At 73.9% G+C, this 23,478-nt stretch carries 22 protein-coding genes; 5 read left to right on the forward strand and 17 right to left on the reverse strand.

The window, feature by feature from the left end; genetic code table 11:
• The first annotated feature begins 243 nt into the window (after positions 1-243).
• Positions 244-1,506: a nucleotide sugar dehydrogenase gene (locus EAD98_RS09605; protein WP_121653703.1), complete on the forward strand. Its 1,263-nt coding sequence runs from the start codon at positions 244-246 to the stop codon at positions 1,504-1,506.
• 79 nt (positions 1,507-1,585) lie between these two features.
• On the opposite strand, the gene EAD98_RS09610 is transcribed toward EAD98_RS09605, so the two are convergent.
• The 5 genes from EAD98_RS09610 to EAD98_RS09630 form a co-directional block, all read right to left on the reverse strand.
• Positions 1,586-4,060 carry an ABC transporter permease gene (locus EAD98_RS09610; protein ID WP_121653760.1) on the reverse strand — a complete coding sequence of 825 codons (2,475 nt, stop codon included), beginning with the start codon at positions 4,058-4,060 and terminating at the stop codon, positions 1,586-1,588.
• Positions 4,061-4,065: 5 nt separating this feature from the next.
• The gene (locus EAD98_RS09615) at positions 4,066-4,848 is read right to left on the reverse strand and encodes an ABC transporter ATP-binding protein (RefSeq protein ID WP_121653704.1); all 783 of its coding nucleotides are present in this window, start codon (positions 4,846-4,848) and stop codon (positions 4,066-4,068) included.
• A gap of 146 nt (positions 4,849-4,994) precedes the next feature.
• Positions 4,995-5,660 carry a response regulator transcription factor gene (locus EAD98_RS09620; RefSeq protein ID WP_121653705.1) on the reverse strand — a complete coding sequence of 222 codons (666 nt, stop codon included), beginning with the start codon at positions 5,658-5,660 and terminating at the stop codon, positions 4,995-4,997.
• A complete protein-coding gene (locus tag EAD98_RS09625; protein ID WP_121653706.1) occupies positions 5,657-6,868 on the reverse strand; it encodes a sensor histidine kinase in 1,212 nt (403 codons plus the stop codon). The genes EAD98_RS09620 and EAD98_RS09625 overlap by 4 nt, the downstream gene beginning before the upstream one ends.
• 58 nt (positions 6,869-6,926) lie before the next feature.
• Entirely contained in the window at positions 6,927-7,628 is a 702-nt protein-coding gene (locus EAD98_RS09630; RefSeq protein WP_121653707.1) for a DUF305 domain-containing protein, read from the reverse strand.
• A gap of 138 nt (positions 7,629-7,766) precedes the next feature.
• Here EAD98_RS09630 and EAD98_RS09635 point away from each other — a divergent pair, with 138 nt between their 5' ends.
• Positions 7,767-9,212 carry an LVIVD repeat-containing protein gene (locus EAD98_RS09635; protein WP_121653708.1) on the forward strand — a complete coding sequence of 482 codons (1,446 nt, stop codon included), beginning with the start codon at positions 7,767-7,769 and terminating at the stop codon, positions 9,210-9,212.
• 104 nt (positions 9,213-9,316) lie between these two features.
• On the opposite strand, the gene EAD98_RS09640 is transcribed toward EAD98_RS09635, so the two are convergent.
• Complete coding sequence (locus tag EAD98_RS09640; RefSeq protein WP_121653709.1) at positions 9,317-10,327, reverse strand: linear amide C-N hydrolase; 1,011 nt, start codon at positions 10,325-10,327, stop codon at positions 9,317-9,319.
• Between the two features lie 179 nt (positions 10,328-10,506).
• Here EAD98_RS09640 and EAD98_RS09645 point away from each other — a divergent pair, with 179 nt between their 5' ends.
• Positions 10,507-11,739, forward strand: a complete 1,233-nt coding sequence (locus EAD98_RS09645) for an SLC13 family permease (RefSeq protein ID WP_121653710.1) — start codon at positions 10,507-10,509, stop codon at positions 11,737-11,739.
• Between the two features lie 23 nt (positions 11,740-11,762).
• Here EAD98_RS09645 and EAD98_RS09650 read toward each other — a convergent pair whose 3' ends face one another.
• From EAD98_RS09650 to EAD98_RS09685, 9 genes are all read right to left on the reverse strand, one after another.
• Positions 11,763-12,239, reverse strand: a complete 477-nt coding sequence (locus EAD98_RS09650) for a DUF1203 domain-containing protein (protein WP_121653761.1) — start codon at positions 12,237-12,239, stop codon at positions 11,763-11,765.
• Between the two features lie 107 nt (positions 12,240-12,346).
• Positions 12,347-13,948 carry an asparagine synthetase B gene (locus tag EAD98_RS09655; protein WP_121653711.1) on the reverse strand — a complete coding sequence of 534 codons (1,602 nt, stop codon included), beginning with the start codon at positions 13,946-13,948 and terminating at the stop codon, positions 12,347-12,349.
• Between the two features lie 4 nt (positions 13,949-13,952).
• Positions 13,953-14,921: a DUF5715 family protein gene (locus EAD98_RS09660; RefSeq protein ID WP_121653712.1), complete on the reverse strand. Its 969-nt coding sequence runs from the start codon at positions 14,919-14,921 to the stop codon at positions 13,953-13,955.
• Between the two features lie 178 nt (positions 14,922-15,099).
• The gene (locus tag EAD98_RS09665) at positions 15,100-15,897 is read right to left on the reverse strand and encodes an isocitrate lyase/phosphoenolpyruvate mutase family protein (RefSeq protein ID WP_121653713.1); all 798 of its coding nucleotides are present in this window, start codon (positions 15,895-15,897) and stop codon (positions 15,100-15,102) included.
• Entirely contained in the window at positions 15,894-16,943 is a 1,050-nt protein-coding gene (locus EAD98_RS09670; RefSeq protein WP_233583772.1) for a cytochrome P450, read from the reverse strand. Before EAD98_RS09670 ends, EAD98_RS09665 begins: the two co-directional genes overlap by 4 nt.
• A gap of 199 nt (positions 16,944-17,142) precedes the next feature.
• A complete protein-coding gene (locus tag EAD98_RS09675; RefSeq protein WP_121653714.1) occupies positions 17,143-17,886 on the reverse strand; it encodes a helix-turn-helix transcriptional regulator in 744 nt (247 codons plus the stop codon).
• Between the two features lie 126 nt (positions 17,887-18,012).
• A complete protein-coding gene (locus EAD98_RS09680; protein WP_121653715.1) occupies positions 18,013-18,315 on the reverse strand; it encodes a hypothetical protein in 303 nt (100 codons plus the stop codon).
• A 24-nt stretch (positions 18,316-18,339) separates the two neighbouring features.
• Positions 18,340-18,543: a hypothetical protein gene (locus EAD98_RS31515; RefSeq protein ID WP_233583773.1), complete on the reverse strand. Its 204-nt coding sequence runs from the start codon at positions 18,541-18,543 to the stop codon at positions 18,340-18,342.
• A complete protein-coding gene (locus tag EAD98_RS09685; protein WP_233583774.1) occupies positions 18,540-19,073 on the reverse strand; it encodes an SDR family oxidoreductase in 534 nt (177 codons plus the stop codon). Before EAD98_RS09685 ends, EAD98_RS31515 begins: the two co-directional genes overlap by 4 nt.
• Positions 19,074-19,295: 222 nt before the next feature.
• Between EAD98_RS09685 and EAD98_RS09690 the strand changes: the two genes are divergently transcribed.
• Both EAD98_RS09690 and EAD98_RS09695 read left to right on the forward strand, forming a co-directional pair.
• The gene (locus EAD98_RS09690) at positions 19,296-20,120 is read left to right on the forward strand and encodes a helix-turn-helix domain-containing protein (protein ID WP_121653716.1); all 825 of its coding nucleotides are present in this window, start codon (positions 19,296-19,298) and stop codon (positions 20,118-20,120) included.
• Between the two features lie 111 nt (positions 20,121-20,231).
• A complete protein-coding gene (locus EAD98_RS09695; protein WP_121653717.1) occupies positions 20,232-22,457 on the forward strand; it encodes a family 43 glycosylhydrolase in 2,226 nt (741 codons plus the stop codon).
• 102 nt (positions 22,458-22,559) lie between these two features.
• Here EAD98_RS09695 and EAD98_RS09700 read toward each other — a convergent pair whose 3' ends face one another.
• Positions 22,560-22,907, reverse strand: a complete 348-nt coding sequence (locus EAD98_RS09700) for a cupin domain-containing protein (RefSeq protein WP_121653718.1) — start codon at positions 22,905-22,907, stop codon at positions 22,560-22,562.
• A 19-nt stretch (positions 22,908-22,926) separates the two neighbouring features.
• On the reverse strand, positions 22,927-23,463 hold the full coding sequence (locus EAD98_RS09705) for a 2'-5' RNA ligase family protein (RefSeq protein WP_121653719.1): 537 nt from the start codon (positions 23,461-23,463) through the stop codon (positions 22,927-22,929).
• Positions 23,464-23,478: the final 15 nt, after the last annotated feature.

The raw sequence follows: 23,478 nt of genomic DNA on the forward strand, positions 1-23,478 counted from the left end.
CCCCCGAGCGACCCGCCGCCCACCACCACGAGCCCGCCGGCCGACCCCGAGGCGCTGCCGGCCGGCTGAGCCGGCCGGCGCCGCCCGCTGTTCACCACCGGCTTCGCCCCGGCCGAGGCGGCGAGCGGATCCACCTGGTGCGCTAGCCCCACCAGCACCGATTTCCCCAAAACGGACTTACGTCGCCGAAGACCTCTCTAGGCTCTCAGCAGGTCATTTCCACCATCTGCCGCGGGAGCCCGGGTGAGCGCTGAGAAGCTGGTCGTGATCGGCCAGGGGTACGTCGGACTGCCGTTGGCCATGCGCGCCGTCGAGGCGGGGTTGGACGTGGTCGGCCTCGACGTCGACGCAGACCGGGTGAAGCGGCTCGCCTCCGGCGAGTCGTTCGTCGAGGACATCCCGACCGACCGGCTGGGCCGGGCGCTGGGCAGCGGCCGGTACCACCCGAGCACCGAGTACACCGACGCCGAGGGCTTCGACATCTGCGTCATCACGGTGCCCACCCCGCTGCGCGACGGCACGCCCGACCTGAGCTTCGTCGAGCAGGCCGGCATCGGCATCGGCCCGTACGTGCGGCCGGGCAGCACCGTGATCCTGGAGTCCACCACCTACCCGGGCACCACCGAGGAGCTGCTGCGGCCCCTGCTGGAGTCGGCCAGCGGGTTGCACAGCCCCGGCGACTTCCACCTCGGCTACAGCCCCGAGCGGATCGACCCGGGCAACCCGACCTGGCGGCTGGAGAACACCCCGAAGGTGGTGTCCGGCGTGGACCCGGCGTCGCTGGCCCGGGTGGACGGGTTCTACCGGCGTCTCGTGGAGCGCACCGTACCGGTGGACTCCACCCGGGTCGCCGAGCTGACCAAGCTGATCGAGAACACGTTCCGGCAGGTCAACATCGCGCTGATCAACGAGCTGACGATGCTCTCGCACCACCTGGACATCGACGTCTGGCAGGCGATCGACGCGGCGGAGACCAAGCCCTTCGGCTTCCTGCCGTTCCGCCCCGGGCCGGGCGTCGGCGGGCACTGCCTGCCGATCGACCCGTGCTACCTGTCGTGGCAGGTCAAGCGACGCCTCGGCCGACAGTTCCGGTTCATCGAGCTGGCCAACGACGTCAACCACGAGATGCCCGAACACGTCGCGCAGCGGATCATGGCGGGGCTGAACCGGGGCGGCCGGTCGGTCAGCGGCGCCCGGCTGCTCCTGCTCGGGTTGGCGTACAAGAAGAACACCGGCGACATGCGGGACTCCCCCGCGGTCGACGTGGCCCGGCGGTTGCAGGCCCTCGGCGCCGAGGTCCACGCGGTCGAGCCGTACGCCGAGGCGCACCACATCCCCGCCGGGGTGACCGTGGTCGGGCTGACCGAGCGTGAGGTCCAGGCGGCGGACGCGGTGGTGGTGGTCACCGACCACGACAGCTTCGACTACGACCTGGTGGTCCGGCACGCCCGCTACGTCTTCGACACCCGCAACCGGTGCGCCGGCCCCGTGGTCGAGCGCCTGTAGACCCGGCACCGCTGGCCGGTCCCGCCGCCGGGGAAGACGGCGGGGCCGGCCGGCGGATGTCCGTCCGCGCCGGCGCCGGTCACTGGTCGTCGAGCGCCTCGACGACCGGTCGGGACAGTGCCCTGCGGGCCGGCAGCACCGAGGCGAGCAGGGCGGCCAGCACCGCGACGCCGAGGATCAGCCCGAGCTGACCGATCGGCAGCACCACGTGGAACTCGCCGCCGAGGCGGGCCAACAGGGCCATCGCGGACGCGCTGACCCCGGTGCCCAACCCGATCCCGAGCATGGCGCCGACCAACGTCATCAGCACCGCCTCCACGGCGAGCATGACCCACATCCGACCCCTGGTGAGCCCGACCGCCCGCAGCACCGCGTTCTCCCGGGTGCGCTCCACCACCGAGAGACTCAGCGTGTTCGCGACACCGACCAGGGCGATCACCACGGCCAGGCCGAGCAGCGCGGTGACGAAGGCCAGCAGCATGTCCACCGTGCTGGTGAGCATCTTCTTGTACGCGCCCTGGTCCAACAGGTTCACCGTCGGGTAGCGGCCCAGCACGTCCTCGATGGCGTCCCGGGCCCGCTCGGCGCCCACCCCGGCGGCGGGGTCGATCTCGGCCAGGAAGCCTCGCTGACCGGGAAAGAGCACGGCGAAGTCCGCGTCGGCCATGTCGATGACGTGTCCGGCGGGCACTCCCCTGGCGGGCGTGTCGTCGGTGACCACCGCGGCCACCCGGAACGGTCGCCCCCGGACGGTGACCGGGGAGCCGACCTGCCAGCCGCGCGCCTGGGCCAGCTCGCGCCGCACCAGCACCTGCCCCGGTCCGAGTCGGCCGACGTCGCCGGTGAGCACGCCGGTCAACGTCCGACCGACCAGCGCCGGGTGGGCGGCGCGGACCTCGACGCCGGCGGTCACCGTGCTGCGTTGCTCGTGCACGACGCCCAGCTCGGGGCGCGCCGCCAGCTCACCGGCGAGCGCGGCGGGCAGGTCCTGGCCGATGCCACTGACCACGAAGTCGGTCCCGATCTGGGCGTCCACGCTGCGCTCGATGCCGTCCTTGGTGCTGCGCGCGCCGACGACGAACGCCGACACGAGTCCGATCCCGATCACCAGAGCGGTGGCGGTGGCCGCGACCCTGCGCGGATTGCGGACCGCGTTGGCCACCGCCAGTCCCGCGGTCGCCCCGGCCAGGCGGCGTGCCGGCCAGCCGAGGATTCGCACCAGCGCCGGCACGAGCACCGGCCCGAACAGCACGATCCCGAAGAAGGCCAGTACCCCGCCGACGGCCACCAGCAGCAATTGACCGGCGCTGGCGGCGCCGGCGAGCGCGGCGACGCCGGCGGCCAGCACCACCGCGCCGAGGGCCAGCCGGAGCCGACCGGCGCCCCGGCTGGGCTGCACCGCGGCGTCGGTGAGCGCGGCCACCGGGGCGACCCGGGTGCCCCGCCAGGCCGGTAGCAGCGCGGCGCCGACGGTGAGCACGGTGCCCAGCAGCAGGCTGGTCAGCACGGTCGACCCGGCCACGGTCAACCCGCCGGAGACGGGCACGTCCAGCCGGGACAGCAGCAGCCGCATCCCGCCGGCGAGGGCCAACCCGAGCAGCACCCCCAGCGCGGAGGCCACCACCCCGACCACCGCCGACTCCAGCAGGGTGGACCGGAAGACCTGCCCCCGGGTGGCGCCGACCAGCCGGAGCAGCGCCGTTCGCCGGGTGCGTTGCGCCAGCACGATCGCGAAGGTGTTGGCGATCACGAAGCCGGCCACCACCACGGCGACACCCACGAAGATCATCAGCAACATGGTGAACTGGTCCAGGCCACGAACCGCGTCGTCGACGGCCTCGTCGAGGATCTGCGACCGGCTCTTCACGGTGGTGTCGCCTCCCGCGACGCTGCGCACCCGGTCGGCCACCGCCGTGGCGGAGGTCCCGGGCCAGGCCGCCACCATGATCCGGCCGTACCCGCGCTCGCCGGTGACCGCGAGCGCGTCCGGCCCGACCAGGCCGATGAACGGACCACCGATGTCGCGTGCGGTGTCGGCCACGTCGACGGTGCCGACCAGGGTGTACGGGCGGGCCGCGCCGCCGGTGCCGCCGATCCGGACCGGAGCGCCGAGGGTGAAGCCCTCCTCGGCGACCGTCGGCGCGTCGAGCACCACCTCACCGGCGCGGTCGGGCAGCCGGCCGGCGACCACGTCGTACGAGCGCAGGGCGTCCTCGGTGGGGATGGCGGCGAGCACCGCGAAGCCGAGGACCGGCCGGCCGTCGGTGCCGACGATCCCGCCGGTGCCCGTCAGTTCGCCGGCGGCGGCGGCCACCCCGTCGACGGCCCGGACCCGGTCGACCAGGCCGGCGGGCAGCGGACGGTCGCCGGTCGGGTAGACGCCCAGGTCGGTGTGCCGGTCGAAGGTGCCCGCCCGGTCGTACGCGCCGGAACGCATGCCGTCGACGAGGATCAGGGTGCCGGCGATGAACGCGACACCGAGCACGACGGCCAGCGCGGACAGCAGCATGCGCAGGGCTTCGGCGCGGAGTGAGCGCAGGGTCAGGCGGATCATCGCGGTCACCGCCCCCGCGCCGGCACGGGGCGGGCCGGGTCGAGAGCGGCCAGGGTGTCCAGCACCTGCTCGGCCGTGGGCGCGGCGAGGTCACCGACCAGCCGCCCGTCGGCCAGGAAGACCGCCCGATCGGCGTGCCCGGCGGCCAACGGGTCGTGGGTCACCATGATCACCGTCTGGTTCAGGGTGTCGACGGCCTCCCGCAGCAGCCGCAGCACCTCGGCCCCGGAGCGCGAGTCCAGGTTGCCGGTCGGCTCGTCGGCGAAGATTACCCACGGCTTGGTGATCAGGGCGCGGGCCACCGCGACCCGCTGCTGCTGACCGCCGGAGAGCTCGGCGGGCCGGTGCCGGAGCCGGTCGGCCAGCCCCACCGCCGCCACCACCTGACGCAGCCAGGCCGGGTCGGGCCGCCGGCCGGCGATGGCCAGCGGCAGCACGATGTTCTCCTCGGCGGTCAGGGCCGGCAGCAGGTTGAACTTCTGAAAGACGAAGCCGACCCGGTCGCGGCGCAGCAGGGTGAGCCGCCGGTCGTCGAGCTGGCCGAGGTCGGCCGCGCCGATCCCGACCGAGCCGGCGCTCGGCCGGTCCAGTCCGGCCAGGCAGTGCATCAGCGTCGACTTGCCGGAGCCGGACGGACCCATGATGGCGGTGAACCGGCCGGCGGCGACGTCCAGGTCGACCCCGTCGAGCGCGACGACCGCGGCGGGGCCACTGCCGTACCGTTTTTCCAGGCCACGGGCGGTGACCGCGACGCCGTTGCCGGCGTGGTCGGGAGGTGCGAGGGACATGTGGGCTCCCCGGTCAGGGTGCGGATCGGACCCTTTTGACGCTATGGCCGGCGCGGGTCAGTCGATCTCCACCTGCGCGCTCGACCTGGGTGCGTCCCGGGTCGCGGTGCGCCCGCCCGCCGGTACGACTCAGGTCGTACGCGGGGTCAGCCGCCGGGCGTTACCAGCCCGCTCTCGTACGCCAGCACCACCGCCTGGACCCGGTCGCGCAGCTGGAGCTTGGCCAGGATCCGCCCGACGTGGGTCTTGACCGTGGCTTCGGCCACGTGCACCCTGGCGGCGATCTCCGCGTTGGACAGCCCCTGCGCCACCAGCAGCAGCACCTCCCGCTCCCGCTCGGTGAGCTGCGCCAGCCGGGGGTCGGCGGTGGGGCCGGCGCCGAACTGGCCGGCGAACCGGTCCAGCAGCCGCCGGGTGATCGACGGGGCGACCACCGAGTCGCCCTCGGCGACCACCCGGATCGCGGCCAGCAACTCCTCCGGCGGGACGTTCTTGAGCAGGAAGCCGCTCGCCCCGGCCTGCAACGCGGCGAACGCGTCCGCCTCGGTGTCGAAGGTGGTCAGGACCAGCACCCGGGGAGGGCCGGCGGGCCGGTCGGCGCAGAGCCGCCGGGTCGCCTCCACCCCGTCCATGGTCGGCATCCGGATGTCCATCACCACCACGTCGGCCTCGGTGCGGGCGAGCACCCGCAGCGCGTCCGCGCCGTCGATGGCCTCCCCGACCACCTCCAGGTCGGGCTGGGAGTCCAGCACCATCCGGAACCCGGCGCGCACCAGCGCCTGGTCGTCCACGATCACCACCCGGACCGTCATGCCGCGATCACCTCCGTTGCGGGCTCCGACGGTAGCGGCAGCCGGACTTCGAGCTGCCAGCCCCCGGCCAGGCGGGCGCCGGCGGTGAGGCTGCCGTCGTACACCGTGACCCGCTCGCGCATGCCGAGCAGACCGTGACCGCCGGTCGGAGCCGGGCTGACCACCGGCCGGCCCTGGCCGTCGTCGACCACCCGGACCACGACGGCGTCCGTGGTGTACGCGACGGTCAGCTCGACCTCGGCGCCGACGCCGGCGTGCTTGAGGGCGTTGGTCAGCGCCTCCTGCACCACGCGGTAGATGGTCAACTCCAAACCGGGTGGGAGCGCCGGCGGCTCGCCGTCGACGGTGTGCCGGATGCGCAGCCCGGCGTCGCGGAACCGGGCCAGGAGGTCGGGCAGCTCGGCCAGGGCCAGCCGGCGGTGTTCCGGGTCGGCGCCCACCGCGGGCCCGCCCGCGCCGGTCGGGCCGGCGTCGCGCAGGACGCCGACCAGCCGGCGCATCTCCTCCAGCGCCTGCCGGCCGGTGTCGGCGACGACCTTGACGGCGGTACGCGCCTGCTCGGGGTCGCGGTCCAGCATGAACCGCGCGCCGTCGGCCTGGACGATCATCACCGCCATGCTGTGCGCCACCACGTCGTGCAGCTCGCGGGCGATCCGGGTGCGCTCCTCGGCGACGGCCGCCCGGGACTCGGCCTCCCGCTCGCGTTCCAGGGTGCTGGCCCGCTCCTCCAGGGTGAGCACGTAGAGGCGGCGGGTCCGCACGTTCAGCGCGACCAGCCAGACCGCGCCGGTGACCAGCGCGTACCACAGCGCCATCGCCCACCAGTTGACGACGTTCCGGGTCTGGACGGCGGCGAGCACCACGCCCACGGCCGCGACCGCACCGGCGAGTACGCCGTCGCGCAGCCGCTCGCCGTACTTCACCACGCTGTAGAGCGCGATCAGAACGGCGACGTCGTACGGGAGCGGCCCCCACTGGGCGGCCACCTGGACCAGGGCGAGCACCGCGACCACCACGGTCACCGCGCCCGGACGGGAGCGGCGGAACAGCACAGCCACCGCCATCCCCACGCCGACCAGGGTGGCGGCCCAGCCGCCCGGCTGGTTCGCCGCTCCGGCCACGCCGACGAGGAGTACCAGACCGGAGACGGCCACGTCGAAGGCGACGGCGCGCAGCGGGCGACCGAACATCGTGCGTCTCACGGTCACCCAGCGTACGTGTCGAGCGGCCTCATCTGTCGGGGCCGGAGCTGCCGGGCGGGCCGGCTCAGTTGCCGAGGACCTCGCGCATGCGGTCGATCTCGACGGTCTGCTCGGTGGCGACCGAGTTCGCGAACTCGCTGAGCGTCAGGTCGGAGCCGACCGTGAGCAGGTCGGTGGCCAACGCGATGGCGCCCTGGTGGTGCTCGGTCATCATCTGGACGAAGAGCTGGTCGAAGTCGGCGCCGCGCGCGGCGGCCAACTGCCGCATCTTCTCCGGTGACTGCATGCCCCGCATGGCGCTGTGGTCGTGCCCCTGGAGCTCGGCCGTGAGGCCGCGGGTCTGCAGCCAGCCGCGCATGAACCCCATCTCCGGGCCCTGGCTGGCCCGGATGCGGTCGGCGAGAGCGCGGATGTCCGCGTCGGTGGCCCGGTCGGGGGCGAGCTCCGCCATCTCCAGCGCCTGCGCGTGGTGCGGGATCATCATCCGCACGAACATGACGTCCAGCGAGTTGTGCGGGGCCGGGCCGGCGTCGCGGACCTCGTGGGCCGGGCGGGTGGCCGCCGACTCGCCCGGTCGGCCGGGCACGATGACGGTCAGGTCGGTGGGAACGGGGCTGGCCGCCGGTGTCGAGGTGGCGGGCGCGGAGACCGGCTGCGCGGCGCCCGTTTCGGGGTCCCCGCCCGCACGGGCCAGGATGAAGGCCATCAGCGGCAGCACGAGCGCCAGTGTGACGAGTGCCAGGGTCCGCGTGCGCCGACTGGTCATGGGCCACTCCCTGGGGTCGAGGTCATCGCGATGTTATCCATTGAGGAGAACGATTCGATGTGACCCAGATCACATCGATGCTCCTCATCGGGCGGTAAGGTGTCGACCATCGTCTCCCCCTTGCGAAGGGCCTCGCCGATGATCAGACTCCACATGCCACGGTTACGACAACTCCGGATCGTGGGCCTCGCCGCGACCGGGCTGCTCGTCGCCAGCGTCCTCGTCGCGCCGGCAAGCAACGCTCAGACCGTGCCGCAGTCGGCCCCGGTCACCGCCGCCGCGAACACCATCCCCGGCGTCGACGAGATCGTGAGCAGCCCCAACCTGCGCCAGATCGCCAACCTGCCCAAGGTGGCTCCCCTGGACTCGACCAACAGCGACATCGCCTTCCAGGGCAAGTACGCGTTCGCCGGCAACTACAACGGCTTCGTCATCTACGACATCTCGCGGCCCAGCGCGCCGAAGGTCGTGTCCCGGGTGCTCTGCCCGGGGTCGCAGAACGACATCTCCGTCCACGGTGACCTGCTCTTCCTCTCCACCGACTCGTCCCGCAGCGACGACTCCTGCAACAGCACGGCGCAGGGCGCGGATGTGAAGGGGTCCTGGGAGGGCATCAAGGTCTTCGACATCAAGAACAAGGCCAACCCGCGGTACGTCAAGTCCGTGGAGACGGCCTGCGGCTCGCACACCCACACCCTGGTGCCGGGCAAGAGCAGCAAGACGGTCTACCTGTACGTCTCGTCGTACAGCCCGCGGGCCGAGTTCCCGGACTGCCAGCCGCCGCACGACTCGATCTCGATCATCAAGGTGCCGGTGCAGAAGCCGACCGACGCCTCGGTGATCGCCGCCCCGAACCTGTTCCCGGACGGTGGTTTCCCGGGTAGCGGCACCGGTTCGGCGACCACCGGCTGCCACGACATCACCGTCTACCCGGCCAAGGACCTGGCCGCCGGCGCGTGCATGGGTGACGGCATCCTGCTCGACATCAAGAACCGGGAGGCGCCCCGGGTGATCAACCGAGTACGGGACACGGTCAACTTCGCGTTCTGGCACTCGGCCACGTTCAACAACAAGGGCACGAAGGTGATCTTCACCGACGAGCTGGGTGGTGGCGGCGCGGCGACCTGCAACGAGGCCATCGGCCCGAACCGGGGCGCGGACGCCATCTACGACATCGCCGGTCGCGGCGACGCTCGGACGATGCACTTCCGCAGCTACTACAAGATCCCCCGCAACAACGCGGACACCGAGAACTGCGTGGCGCACAACGGCTCGCTGATCCCGGTGCTCGGGCGGGACATCATGGTCCAGGCGTGGTACCAGGGCGGCATCTCGGTCTGGGACTTCACCGACTCGTCCAACCCGAAGGAGATCGCCTTCTGGGAGCGCGGTCCGCTCTCGGCCGACCAGATGGTCGGTGGCGGCACCTGGTCCGCGTACTACTACAACGGACACATCTACTCGAACGACATGGTGAAGGGCCTGGACGTCCTGGAGCTGAACGACTGGCGCACCTGGTCGGCCAAGCTGGTCAAGTACAAGGAGCTCAACGTGCAGACCCAGCCCAGCTACCTGAGCTGGTAGGCACCGAGCACTGAACTGACAGGCACCGAGCACGACGCCGGGCCCGGTCCCCGATCTCCGGGGGCCGGGCCCGGCCACGTCGCAGGGCGCGTACGCCGGGGACGTCAGCTCATCGGCAGCTGGTAGCGCCGCTCGCCGCCGCCGGTCGCGGTGACCAGCCGGACCTCGCCGCTGCGCAGGCCGTACGTCACCGACCAGCGGGTGTGCCCCTGGCGGACGGCAGCGAGCACCCGGTGGGCCGCCGGGGCGTCCAGCACTCCGCCGGCCTCGGTCAGCGCGCCGGCGATCTGCCCGTACCGGCGGTCCTCGCGCCGGCGCTGTTCGGGAACCCCGGCCACCGGCACGTTGGTCAGCGCCTGCCAACCGCCCGTGCCCCGCTCCACCCGCAGCTCACCGTCGACGAACTCGATCACGGCCGACGCGCCGGTCGCGTCGGCCAGCAGGTAGTGCAGTGCCGGCCCGCCGTCGAAGTCGAGGTTGTGCCGGGTGAACACGGCGATCGCCTCGTCGAGGGTGGCGGCCCGGTCCAGCACCAGCCGCAGGATCCGTACCGAGCCGACGGTGGGCTTGCCGGGGTCGGGGCGGGCCGTCGCGGCGTCGTCGGCGGCTAGCCCCACCGCGAGACCCCGCTCGTTCATCCCGTCGAAGGGCAGCAGCGGCGCGTTGAGCAGCCGCCGGTCGCCGGCCGGGTCCGCGCCGACCCCGAGGTAGGAGATGTCGACCAGCGAGATGGCCGCGTAGCCGTCCGGCGGATCGGTCCGCAGCACCAGCGCGGGGTTGGCGTCCCAGTCGAAGTTGCGGGCGAACAGGGGCCGGGCGGGATCGCCCGCGGCGACGAACAGCGAGCAGCCGAACGGGCTGGGCGGGGTCGCGTCGGTGCCCACCGTCGGGTCGTACGCCCCGACGTAGGTCATCTCGTACAGCGGCAGGTCGTCGACCCGGCGCAGGCTGGCCATGGTCTGCTCGGCCTGGGCGGCGTCCTGCCGGGACGCGGTCGGCGTGGCCCCAGCAACCGGCGGCGGCCCGGTGCGCGGTGGCCCTCCGGACCCCGGTGTGGTGCAGGAGGTGAGGGCGAGCAGCAGGGCCGTCGTGACGGCCGGCAGGGTCCTGCGCATACCCGTTGGACGCTATGGGACCGATCGACAGTTGTCCACCGCGCCGGTGCGGTCTGTCGGATTCCGTCCGCCTCTGATCTCAGCTGGCCCGCGTGGACGGCGTCGGTGCTGGTGGGACCGGTCACCATGGCGGCCGCAGCGGAGGCGGCCGGCCGGACCTTGTGTCAGCGTGATTCGACGTGACACTTGCCGTCGGCGCGCCGCCCGCCCCGCCCGCCCCGCCCGAGCCGACCACGCGCTGGCGTCCCCATCCGCTCGACCTGGTGGCGGTGTTCCTCGCCGTGGCCGGCGCGGTCTGCGCGCTGAGCGGGCTGCTGCCCCGCGCCGACACCACCGCCACCCTGCACCGGGTCCTGCCGCTGCTGCTCTTCCTCGGGACCGTGATCGTGCTGGCCGAGCTGACCGCCGTCGCCGGCGTCTTCGACGTGCTGGCGAGCCGGCTGGCCAGGGCCGCCCGGGGCAGTTGGGCGGCGCTGTTCCTGCTCTGCGGCGGCCTCGCCACGCTGACCACCCTCGTGCTCAACCTGGACACCACCGCCGTGCTGCTCACCCCGGTGCTGATCGCGCTGGCCCGCAGCCTGCGGGTCCCGGCCGGCCCGCTCGCGGTGACCACGGTCTGGTTGGCCAACACCGCGAGCCTGCTGCTGCCGGTGTCCAACCTGACCAACCTGCTGGCCGCCGACCGGGTCGGGCTGGCGCCGTTGGCCTACGCGGAGCGGATGGCGCTGCCGCAACTCGCTGCGGTGGCCCTCACCATGGCGCTGCTCTGGTTCGCGTGGTGGCGGCGGGACCGGCCGGCCGGCGGGCGCTTCCTTCCACCTGCCCCCCACGTGCCGCCCGATCCGGTGCTGCACCGGACCGCGCTCGCCGGTTGCCTGCTCTTCGTCGCCGGCATCCTCGCCGGCGTGGAGATCGCCCTCGCGTCCACGGTCGCGCTCGCGCTGGTGCTGCTCGGGTTCGTCGTCCGCTCCCGCTCGACGCTGCGCCCGGGGCTGGTGCCGCTGCGGCTGCTGCTCTTCGTCACCGGCCTGTTCCTGGTGGTGCAGACCCTCGGCCGGCACGGGCTGGACGACCTGGTCGCCGGTCTGCTCGGCGCCGACGGCGGGGCGGCGGGGGCGTTGCGCGCCGGTGGCACCGGGGCGCTGCTGGCCAACGCGGTGAACAACCTGCCGGCGTACCTGGCCGGCGAGTCGGTGCTGCGCACCGGTGACGGGACCCGCCTGCTGGCGCTGCTGATCGGCACCAACATCGGGCCGCTGGCCGCCCCCTGGGCCTCATTGGCAACCCTGCTGTGGTTCGAGCGGTGCCGGGCGGCGGGGGTGGCGGTGCCGGTGACCCGGTTCGTGGTGACCAGCGTCCTGCTCGCCGTCACCGGCACGCTCGCCGCGGTCGGCGCGCTGCTGGTGAGCTGAGCGCCGACGCCGGCCGGTCGGCGTCACCCGGCGGCCCGCTCCACGGCGAACATGAAGCACCCGTACACCACGTTGCGGCTGTGCAGCTGGTGCACGGCCGGGTCGGCGAACAGCTCGGCGATCACCGTCTCCGGGTCCGTGCCGTCGTGCAGCCGGCCGCCATGGATCCGGCCCCTCCGGTCGTACGCCCGCAGGACCTGGGGTCGCCCCCGCCAGGCCGGCGGGTGGCCGTCGGCCGGCTCCGGACCCCGGCAGGCGGCGGTGTGCGCGAAGATCGGGCCGACCTCCCGGTACGGGCCGGCGGCGCCCGGCGGCGCGTACCCGAAGAGCAGCAGGGACTCCCCGGCCTCGGCGTCGCGCAGGCAGCAACGCAGCGGTTCCCCGCCGCCCGCCACAAGCGCCTCGACGGGTCGGTCGGCGGCGTCCCGACCGGTGCGTCGGACGGTTTCGAGCGTCGCGGCCGGCAGGGCGCGGACGCGGAAGGTCGTGGTGGTCGTCATGCGTCCAGCCTCGCCCGACGACGGCACGGATGCTGGCGGCGATCGGACCTGGCGCTGGGCGCGCAACGGTCCGTCCCCGGTGCGGTTCGCCGTGGGGAGGCGAGCGGTCAGCCGACCGGCGACCGGCGGGGCGGCCGGGGCCCGACCAGCCGGCGCACCACCGGCGCGGCGTTCCACTTCGCCGCACCGACCAGGTCCCGGGCGTGCTCCAGGACCGTGTAGTCGGGTCGGCTCAGCCCGTCGGCGATGGCCCGGTCGAGGTCGTTGCCGCACCGGCTCAGCACCGTGTCGAAGTCGCGGCGGACCGGCTCCAGCAGGTCGTAGCCGAACGCGCGGTGCAGCCGGGCGAAGAGTGGCTTGTACAGCCGGACCCGCTCGTGCAGGCCGCTGGAGTACGACATCGGGTTCTTCGGCCGGCGGCGGATGTAGTCCGGCAGCACGTCCGCGAACGCTCTCCGGACGATCCACTTCTCCTGCCCGTCGCGCAGCTTCAAATCCAGCGGCAGGCGCATCGCCAGCTCCACCACGCTGAGGTCGAGGAACGGCACCCGGGCCTCGACACCGTGCCCCATGGCCGCCCGGTCGACCCGCTGCAACTCGGTCCGGCACAGGTTGCGGATCCGGTGCAGGAACAGCCGGCGCGACGCGACGGGGTCGACCTGCCGGTACATCGGGTACCCGCCGAACAGCTCGTCGGAGCCGTCGCCGGTGAGCACCACCTTGATGCCCAGCGCGCGCAGCCGCCGGAAGATCGGCACCGAGACCACCGCGTTGATGATGTCCCCGTACTCGGTCAGCTCGGAGATCCGGATCGCCTCGCGCACGTCGGTGAGCCGGAGGTCGCGCGGGCGCAGCTCGATCACCTCGTGCGGCACGCCCAGGTCGGCGGCGAACCGCCGCGCGTACGCCACGTCCGGGCTGTCCGGCACGCCGACCGTGACCGCCACGCAGTCCGGGTGCATGTCCCGCACCTGCCGCAGGGTCAACGAGCTGTCCAGCCCGCCGGAGAGCACCACCCCGACGGTGAGGTCGGTCTCCACCCGCATCCGGATCGCGTCGGTCAGCGCGGCACGGACGAGCAGGGCGGCCTCGTCCGGGTCGTCGATGACCGGCAGTCCGTCGCCGAGGGTGAGCAGGTCCACGTACGGGCGCAGCCGCACGTGGCCGTCCGAATCCGCCCAGCCGTGGTGCCCGGGCGGCACCTCGGCGATCGGGGCGCCGTGCCCGACCAGCGCCTTGACCTCCGAGGCGAGGTGCAGGCAACCGGGCCGCCGCGACCAGTACAGCGGCTTCACCCCGAGCGGGTCGCGGGCCAGGTACGCCCGGCCGGTGCCGCGCTCGACGACCGCGAAGGCGTACTCGCCGCGCAGCCGGGTCACCGCCGCCTCGCCCCACTGCTCGAACGCGGCGAGCAGCACCTCGGTGTCGCTCTCGGTGCGGAACACCTGCCCGAGCCGGGTCAGCTGCACGCGCAGCTCGCGATGGTTGAAGATCTCGCCGTTGAAGCAGAGCAGCCAGCGCTCGTCGGCCGAGGTCCACGGCTGCACCGCCCGGTCCCGGTCCACCACCCGCAGCCGGCGGGTGCCGGCCAGCAGCCCGTTCTCGGAGCGGGTCTCGGTGACCTCGCCGCGGGAGGCGAGGACGCTGAGCATCCGCCGGAAGGTCGCCGGGTCGGCCTCGGGGCCGATGCTCAACGCGATACCGCACATCGACTCAGGCCCCCATCTCGGTCTCGTACGCGCGGCGCAGCCGACGCCGGGCGGTCGGCGCCAGACAGAGATGCCAGGCCTGGCCCTCGTCGATAACGCTGACCTCGCCATTCTCCTGCCGGGCCAGCAGCAGCTCCGCCAGCGCCTCCCGCGCGCCGAAGCGCTCGTACCAGGCCAGCTCGACATCCATGGAGTAGCCGAGACAGTGCCCGCTGGGCAGCATCGCGGCGTAGCCCAGGCGGCGCAGCCGGTACTGGTGTTCGGTGCTGCGGACCAGACTCGTCACCCAGAGTGGCGGGGTGGCCGGTGGGGCGGCAGCGGCGAACTCCCGCCCGATGTCGTTCAGCAGCGCGACGACCTCCCGCCGGGCACGCCGGAACAGCAGCCCGGCGGTGCGCGGGGTGGCGTCCGGCCGCAGCCGGCGACGCAGTCCCCGCGCGGCCCGGCCCAGGATGGTGGCGGGCTGCTCCTGGTAGCGGAAGCTCAACAGGTCGCGCCGCCGCAGCCATTCGAGGTCGACCAGGTCGGCACTGCCGTTGACCTGGTCGTCGGTGACGAAGGTGGGGGCGTCCTGCCACCACAGCACGTCGATGCGGGAGAGCAGGTAGATCCGGACCAGCGCGGTGAGGTCACGCGCCGAGGTGCGCTCGTTCGGCTGGTAGCGCGCCATCTCCAGCAGCAGCGTCTCGCGCGCGCCGATCAGCCCCTGCGGGGTGGCGTCGAGCACCGCGGCGAGCGCCGGTTCACGCAGCCGCTCGTCGATGAGCACCTGGCGGGCCCGGGTGCTGGCCGCGTCGGCCAGGGCGCCCACCTCGACCAGCAGGTCGGCGACGGCCTCCCGGTAGGCGGCGAGATCCGGGGCGGTGGCGGGGAGGCGACGGGGCGCGGTGCCGGAGGGCCGCCGACGAGCCGGGGCGGTGGGCGACACGGACGGACGGGGTTGCTGTCCCGGACTACGGCTGGGCACTCGCATGACGGGGGTCCCTTCTCCGGTCACGACTGTTGGTAGTTCGCCCTGAACACACCGTAATCATCGGGACGGGAATGGACCGAACAATCCTCCTATCTGCCTCGAAGGGAGCGGCGGGGCCGAGGCGGCGGCAGGTGCGTCGCGGGGTGACGAACCCGCCGCCGGTGGCCGACGGCGACGATCAACCGCCGTCCGCCGGCACCAGGCCCTGCACCTCGGCGTACGACGGCAGCTCCGGCGGCGCCGTGGACCCGGCGGCGCGGACCGCGTCGGCGGCGGCCACGGCGGCGGCCAGCGCGGCCCGGAACAGCAGCGAGCCGGTGCTGACCCGGGCCACGCCGACCCGGCCCAGCTCGTCCGGCCCCGGCCCGCCCGGTTGGTACAGCGCGTTCAGCGGCGCGTCGATCCGTTCGGTCAGCATGCGCAGTGTCGGTAGATCGACGACGCCGGGCACGAAGATCCCGTCGGCGCCGGCGGCCCGGTAGGCACGGGCGCGGGCCAGGGTCTGCGGCAGCGGGTCGGTCACGCCGAGCCACCAGGTGTCCGTGCGGGCGTTGACGAACAGGTCCGGCACCGCCGCCTTCACCGCCGCGATCTTGTCGGCGGTGCACTCCGGATCGGCGAGGGTGCCGTCGGCGCGCCCGTCCTCCAGGTTGATCCCGACGGCGCCGAGCCCGGCCAGCTCCGCCACGTACCCGGCGACCGTTGCCGGATCGTCGGCGAACCCGGCCTCCACGTCGACGGTGAGCAGCACCGGAAGCCGGGCCAGCCGGCGGGCCAGGGCCAGCGTCTCCGCGCCGGTGGCCGCCGCTCCGTCGGGTCGGCCGGCGGCGGCGGCCACCCCGAGGCTGGTGGTGCCGATCGCCGGATGACCGCGCGCGGCGAGCGCCGCCGCCGAGGCGTGGTCCCAGGCGTTCGGCAGCAGCAGGGGACGGCCGGTGTGGTGCAGGGCGCGGAACGCCGCACGGCGGTCGGTCATCGGACGCTCACCTCCAGGGTCGCCGGAACTCGTAGGGTCGGGTGCGGCGCGTGGCGCAGCGCCGCGTCGGTGCGCAGGCACCGCTCGCGCAGCACGTCGAACACCCCGGTGGCGAGGGCCAGGGCGTGCCGGTCGCCGGGGCAGCCGCGCTCCCCCGCGCCGAAGGTGAGCAGCCCGGCGCCGGGCCGGCCGGGCCGGAACGCGGCCGGCTCGGCGAACGCCTCCGGGTCGCGGTTCGCGGCGTCGAACCGGAGCAGCACCGGGCTGCCCGGCGGCAGGTCCCGGCCGCCCAGCCGCGCCACGGCGACGGTGACCCGTCGGGTGGCCCGCACCGGCGGGTCGAGTCGCAACACCTCGGCCAGCAGGTCGGCGGTACCCACCCCGGCGAGCGGCGGGACGCCGGACGCGCGGCGGTCGGGCGTGGCGAGCAGGTGGTGAGCGGCGGCGCCGATCAGGCCGGCGGTCGCGTCGCACGCCTGGACCAGCAGGCCGATCAGGTTCGCCCGCACCTCCGGCCCGGCCGGCGGCGACAGGGCCAGGAGCGTCGCCACCGCACGGTCGGCCCGCCGGACCAGCGTCGCGTCAGCCCCCGGGTGGTACGCGGCGGCGACGGCCCCGACCGCCGTCCCGGCAGCGACCGGATCGGAGAAGCCGAGCCGCCCGGCCAGGATCCGCAGCGGCACCGGTCGGGCCAGGTCGCGCATGACGTCGAGGTGCTCACCGGCGCGATCCAGGGCGCCGGCCGTCCGGCGGGTCGCCTCCTGCCGCAGCTCGTCCGGGTCCAGCGCGGACAGCGCGGTCACCCCGATCACCCTGCGCTCGGTGTGCCGCTCGGGCGGGCTGAACCGGCTGACCGTGCCGCGCAGCCAGGCGAGGGTGCCGGGCGCTCCGGTGTCCACGGCCGGCACCCGGAAGGCCGGGTCGGTCAGCGCCGTCCGGACGTCGGCGTGCCGGGTGACCCACCACGCGCCGCCGATCTCGAACGTGGGTGGCCCGCAGGCCGGCACACCGGCTGCGGGCGGGACAACAGGCCAGGCATCAGTCACCGCCTGACCGTAGGACGCCGACCCTTCGCCCCTCACCGAACTGTTCCACCGCGCCGCACCCCGCCCCGCCGCACGCACGCCCCGCGCGCGCCCGCCACGCTGGGCGGCCATGATCACGCTCGATCATGGATGTCGTGGCCTCCACGCCGGGGGACGCCACGACATCCATGATGTTGCGTCTGACCCCGCGACCCAGGGATCAGGCGCGGCCGCCGGTGAGCTGCGGCGCCGGGGTGGGCGCGAGGACGTGTTCGGGAACGGCCAGGGTCTCGGCCAGGGCGGACCGGCCGGTCGGGGTGAGGCGGACGGCTCGACCGGTCGCCCGCGTGGTCCAGCCCAGCTCGGTGAAGCGACGGCAGAGCGCCGCGCCGAGCGCCCCGGCCAGGTGCGGCCGGCGCTCCGTCCAGTCCAGGCAGTCGCGGACCACCGGGCGGCGGGCGGTACGCAGCACGTCCACCGGCACGCCCAGCCCGGCCGCCCACGCCCACCCCTCGGGGGTCAGCGTCAGCCCGCTGGCCCGGTCCAGCCGCCCGTCGGCGAGCAGCGCGTCGTACATCAGCACGCCGAGGCGCCCGGCGAGGTGGTCGTAGCAGGTCCGGGCGTACGCCAGCGCGGCGCCGGCGGTGGTCGCCCGCAGCGACCCGGTCGGCGCGGGCGGGGCCGGCGCGTGCCCGGCCAGGCTCTCGATCAGCTGGGCCACCGCCGGCCCGGCCAGCCGCAGGTAGCGGTGCCGGCCCTGGCGCTCCTCGACGAGCAGCCCACCCCGCACGAGGCGGGTGAGGTGGTCGCTCGCGGTCGACGGAGCGACCCCGGCCCGCCGGGCCAGCTCCCCGGCGGTCCAGGCCCGGCCGTCGAGCAGCGCGAGGCAGATGCCGGCCCGGGTGCCGTCGGCCAGCAGAGCGGCCAGCTCGGCCATGCCCCGGCCCTCGGTGACAGCGTTCATCGCCCCATCATCGCCCCTTGGCATCCCCGGGCCGGGTCCGGGCGTCGGCGCGCCCGGTGGGCCGAACGGCACCGTCAGGGGCCGACGACCAGGCGTGCGGGGACGGGAGCGGCGCGAGGGACGTGGTCAGGTGACGTGTTGCAGCACCGGAACGATCCGGAAGTCGACGGTGGCCTGGTCGATGGTCGCGTGCACCGGGGAGTCCACCATCTCGGTCATGATCCCCGCGGCGCTGCGCCGGCCGTCGCTGGCGGAGTCCCACGCCACGATGTCGGTGATCAGGCCGTCGTCGTCCTCGGTGATGCGACGCCAGCGGAACCCGGGCTGACGCCGCAGGTAGGTGTTGATGTCCTCGTTGGCGGCGACGAAGTCGGCCCCGGTGAGGCCGGTGACGAGCCGGAACGTCGTCATTTCGAGCGCTTCGCTCATGGTCGTACCCCTTGTCGTGGTCGGTCAGGCCTGCGCGGTGGACCGCATGATGATCTCGTTGATGTCGACGGTGTCGGGTTGCGCGATCGCGGAGGCGATGGCGTCGGCGACCGCGGCGGCCGGCATGCCGAGTTCCTCGGACGCGGCGCGGGCTGCGGACTGGATCTGCGGGTCGCCGCCGTGTTCGGTGAGTTCCGAGTGCGTGTAGCCGGGGCTCACGAGCGTCACCCGTACGTCCTGCTCTCCTGGCGCAGTCCCTCGGTGAGCGCCCGGACCGCGTACTTGGTGGCGCAGTAGATCGCGGCGGTCGGGTCGACACGGTAGGCGGCGGAGGAGCCGATGTTGATGATGTGGCCCGTGCCGCGGGCCCGCATGAGCGGCAGGGCGGCCGCGACACCGTGCAGCGTGCCGCGCAGGTTCACGTCGATCATCTGCTCCCACTCGTCGGTCCGCAGCGCGTCGAGCGTGGACAGGGCCATCACGCCGGCGTTGTTGATCAGCACGTCGATGCGGCCGTACCGGTCGTGGGCGCCGGTGACGAAGGCGTTCACGCTGTCCCGGCTGGTCACGTCGAGTTGGTGGTACTCGGCCGTGCCGCCTGCGAGGCGCAGTTCGGCGACGAGTGCGGAGAGTCGGTCGACGCGCCGGGCGCCGAGCACGACGTGATGGCCGTCGGCGGCCAGTCGGCGGGCCGTGGCCGCACCGATGCCGCTGCTCGCGCCGGTGATAAGAACGATCTTGGAGTCCGGGCTGGTCATTGCTGCTCCTGGTCCGGTTGGTGCCTGGTGTGCCCAACCATCCTGCTGGCGTGGGGGCCCGGGAAGGGCGCGCTTTCCTGGTACCGGCGCACCCAGGTACGACGCGGTCCCGGCCCGCGCCGGTTGGCCAGCGCCCGCGGGACGCCGAGGGCACGGCAGCGGGCGACTGCCAGGGAGCACCGCACCCTGGCAGGCCCCGGAGCAGGGTTTTAGGCTGGTGGAATGCCCGCTACCGACAACCGTCTCGGCGCGTACCTGCGAGCCCAGCGCGCCCGAGTCGACCCTCGGGATGTCGGGCTGCGCGGCGGCGGCGACCGCCGGGTGGCGGGGTTGCGCCGCGAGGAGATCGCGGTGCTGGCCGGTGTGAGCGTCGACTACTACGCGCGCCTGGAACAGGGCCGGGAACGCAACCCGTCCCCACAGGTGCTCGACGCGATCGGGCGGGCCCTGCGTCTCACCCCGGACGCGCGCGGCCACCTCTTCCGTGTCGCCGGGCTCAACCCCGCACTGGGCCCGGGCAGCTCCCGCGCCTCGGTCCACCCCGAGCTGCTGCGGTTGCTGGACGCCTTCCCCACCTCCGCCGCCTACGTGCTCAGTCCGGCGTTCGACGTGCTGGCCACCAACGGTGTCGCGGCGGCGCTGCTGTCCCCGTTCGCGGGCACCGCCAACATGGTCCGGGTGCTGTTCCAGCACCCGGAGGCGCGCAGCGTGTTCCCGGACTGGCCGACCCTCACGGAGAATGTCGTGCACGCCATGCGGCTCAACGCCGGCCTGTTTCCGGACGACGAGCAGATCCGGGCGCTCGTGGCCGACCTGCGGCAGGCCTCACCCGAATTCCGCTCGCTCTGGGACGACCAGACGGTGGGCGGCCTGACCCGCATGTTCAAGGTCGTGCACCACCCGGACGCCGGGCGGATCGAGCTGACCTACCAGACCTTCGACGTCCGCGACGCGCCAGGTCAGCAACTGCTGGTCGGTACGCCGGCGCCGGGCGGTCGCAGCGCGGAGGCCCTCGCCTACCTGGCCGCCGTGCACGCCTCGGACTGAACCACTCTGCGGCACGGCCCGCTCTTTACAACGTTGTATCCATCGTTGTAGAAACGGGGGCACGCACCGAACCATGTCGACACACCGCCCACTCCCCCGAGGCAGGTCCACATGCGACACCTCCGCCGCGGCGGCGCGCTCGCCGCCGCGCTCGGTCTGATCCTGGCCGCGACCGCACCCGTACCCGCGGCCAGCGCCGACAGCCCGACCCGCTACCGCAATCCGATCTCCGCCGCCGTCGGCGACACCTTCGCCGACCCGGTGATCGTCCGCGGCGACGACGGCTTCTGGTACGCCTACGGCACCACGGACCCGCTGCGCGAGGGCGAGCACGAGTTCCACCGGGTGCCCACCGCCCGCTCGGCCGACCTGGTCGACTGGACGTACGTGGGTGACGCGTTCGGCCCCGACCAGCGCCCACCGTACGCAGCGGCCGGGGCGGCGTTCTGGGCCCCGGATGTGCGCCGTCTCGGCGACCGCTGGGTCATGTACGTGACGGTCACCGACACCACCGTCTCCACCGAGGGCAGTGACTACGCCATCGGCGCGGCCACCGCGCCCAGCCCGACGGGACCGTGGACCTTCGCCGCCGAGCCCGTCGTCGCCCCGCGTCCCGGCGGTGGTGGTGGCTACCTGTGGACCATCGACCCCAGCCAGTTCACCGACGTCGACGGTCGCAGCTACCTCTACCACGGCAGCTACTACGGCGGCATCTCGGTCACCGAGCTCAGCCCGGACGGGCTGACCGCGGTCGGCACACCGACCCTGGTGGCCATCGACAACAAGTTCGAGGGCAGCTACGTGCTGCGCCACGACGGCTGGTACTACCTCTTCGCCTCCACCGCGAACTGCTGCGCCGGCCCGGCCACCGGCTACTCCGTCCAGGTGGGACGCGCGCGCAGCCCGCGCGGCCCGTTCACCGACCGCGACGGCGTGGCGCTGACCGCGTCCCGGGCCGGCGGCACGCCGGTGCTCACCCAGAACGGCAACCGGTGGATCGGCACCGGACACAACGGCTTCCTCACCGACCTGTCCGGCCAGGACTGGATCGTCTACCACGCGATCGACCGCGCCGACCCGTACCTGGACGAGCCGTTCGGCATCAACGAACGCCCGATGCTGCTGGACCGGCTGGACTGGATCGACGGCTGGCCGACGGTGAACGCCGGCGCCGGCCCGTCCGAGGGCAACCGGCCCGCGCCGGTGACCACCGGCCGGATCGACGACCGGTTCGACACCGCCAGCCTGGCCGGTTGGCGACGTGCCGCCGGCGAATGGCGGGCCACCGAGGGCCAGCTCACCGGCAGCGGCGCGCTGACCAGCCGTACCACCATCGGCGGGGACGTCCGGGCGGAGGCCGACCTGCGGCTGACCGGCGCGACCACCGCCGGGATCACCCTCGGCGACCGGGTCGAGGTCCGGGTGGACGCGGCCGGCGGCCGGCTGGTGGCCCGTGACGGCGACCGGCGCGCGACCGCGCCGCTGCCCGCCGGGATCGACCTGGCCGACCGGCACAACCTGGCCATCGAGGTACGGGGGCGGCAGCTCGTCGCCGAGCTGAGCCCGGCCCGGCTCGGTGACCAGCTCGCCGTGGTGTCGCTGCGGCTGGACCGCCCGGTCGCCGGTCGACCGGGACTGGCCGCCAGCGGCGGCCCGGTCGTGTTCGACAACGTCAGCGTGGCCCGGCTGTACGAGCCGGCTCGACGGGCCGTGCCCGAGCCCCGGGTCGGCGCGCCGCTGCGGGCGTACTCCGACGAGTTCGCCGACGGGCTGGACGGCGACTGGCAGTGGGTGCGCGAGGACCCGGCGGCCACCGTCGGCGGCGGCGCGCTGCGCTGGCCGGTGCAGGCCGCCGACCTCACCGGCACCGGCAACACCGCCGGGGTGCTGCTGCGTGACGCGCCGCGCGGCGACTACGTGGTGGAGACGAAGGTGACGCTGAACCTGGGCGAGGAGACGGTCCGCAACTACCAGCAGGCCGGGCTGGTCGCGTACGTGGACGACGACCGGTTCGCCCGGCTGGCCCAGGTGGCGATCTGGAACACCCGGCAGGTGGAGTACGGCTACGAGCTGCCCTTCGCCGGCCAGCCGGTGTACGGCGGCAGCATCGTCGGCACCCCGGCCACCACCACCTGGCTGCGGCTGGCGCACCACGTCGACCCGGTCTCCGGTGAGCACGAGTTCCGGGCCGGTTCCAGCCGGGACGGGCGTACCTGGACGTGGGGTGCGGTGTGGACCTTCCCGGCCGACCCCACCCCGCGGATCGGGCTGGTCGCGCACGGCGGCGCAGAGCCTCCGGTCACCGCCGAGTTCGACTACCTGCGTTTCTACCGCTGACGCAGCTGTGTTCTGGACGGCCCGGTGTGCGGCACCCGGGCCGTCCAGCCCGGCGGCGCCGGCGCCGGCGTGCGACCCCGGCCGTCATCGGAGTCGTCGCGGTCAGCCGAGCGGCTCACCGCCGGGCGAGCGCGAGCCGTACGCCGGGCCGAACACCACCAGCAGGGCCAGGTCCTCGGTCACCTCGTCGAACCGGTGCTCCTCGCCCGCCGGCACGAAGATGACCGAACCGGGGCCGACCTCTGCCGCACCGTCCGGCGTCACGATCCGGGCCCGGCCTGCGGTGACCACGTAGATCTCATCCTCGGTGTGCGGGCTCTGATCGTCGACGCCACCGGCGGGAATGCAGTACGTCCCCACCGAGAGGTCCGGCACCCTCAGGTGCTCCACCCAGTCGTTGGCCGCCCCCGAGGGGGACGTCCACACCCCGGCGCCTTCGATGATCTGCATGGCGGGAGCCTAGTCAACGTCATGCGCGACGGGGGGAGCCGGAGCCAGCGGTCAGCGGTGTCACGGTGCGGTCCGTGCCGTCGTAGCTCCGTGCCTGCACGAACTCGCCGGTCGGTCGCTGACCACCGGCCACCGCACGGGCCAGCCGCAGGTCCGCGTCGCGGAACCGCAGCGCCAGACTCAGGTGCGGCACCCACGCGCCCGGGGCGTGCCAGGGCCGGTGCCCGTCCGCGTCGGCGAGGACGCCCCACACGGCGGCGTGCAGCGCGGTCAGCGCCGGCGCGGGTCGCACGAGCCAGACCAACGGGGCACTGCCGTCGAGGACGACGATGCGGTCGAGCGTGACCGGCGCCGGCAGTGCCGCGTCGAACAGCTCGATCAGGCGGTGCTCGGCCCCGGGCGGGAACTCATCCACCACGGCGAGGGTCAGGTGCGGCCGGTTGGTCGGGTGGGTGTTGCGGGCCAGGCTGGGCAGCCCCGCCGCGGCCAACCGGTCCCAGGCGGACCGGACCGCGCCGTCCAACCCGGCCGAGCAGACCAGTTCCACGGTACGCACCGACCCACGCTAGCA

The sequence above is a fragment of the Micromonospora sp. CV4 genome (genome assembly GCF_003667455.1).
GTDB lineage: Bacteria > Actinomycetota > Actinomycetes > Mycobacteriales > Micromonosporaceae > Micromonospora.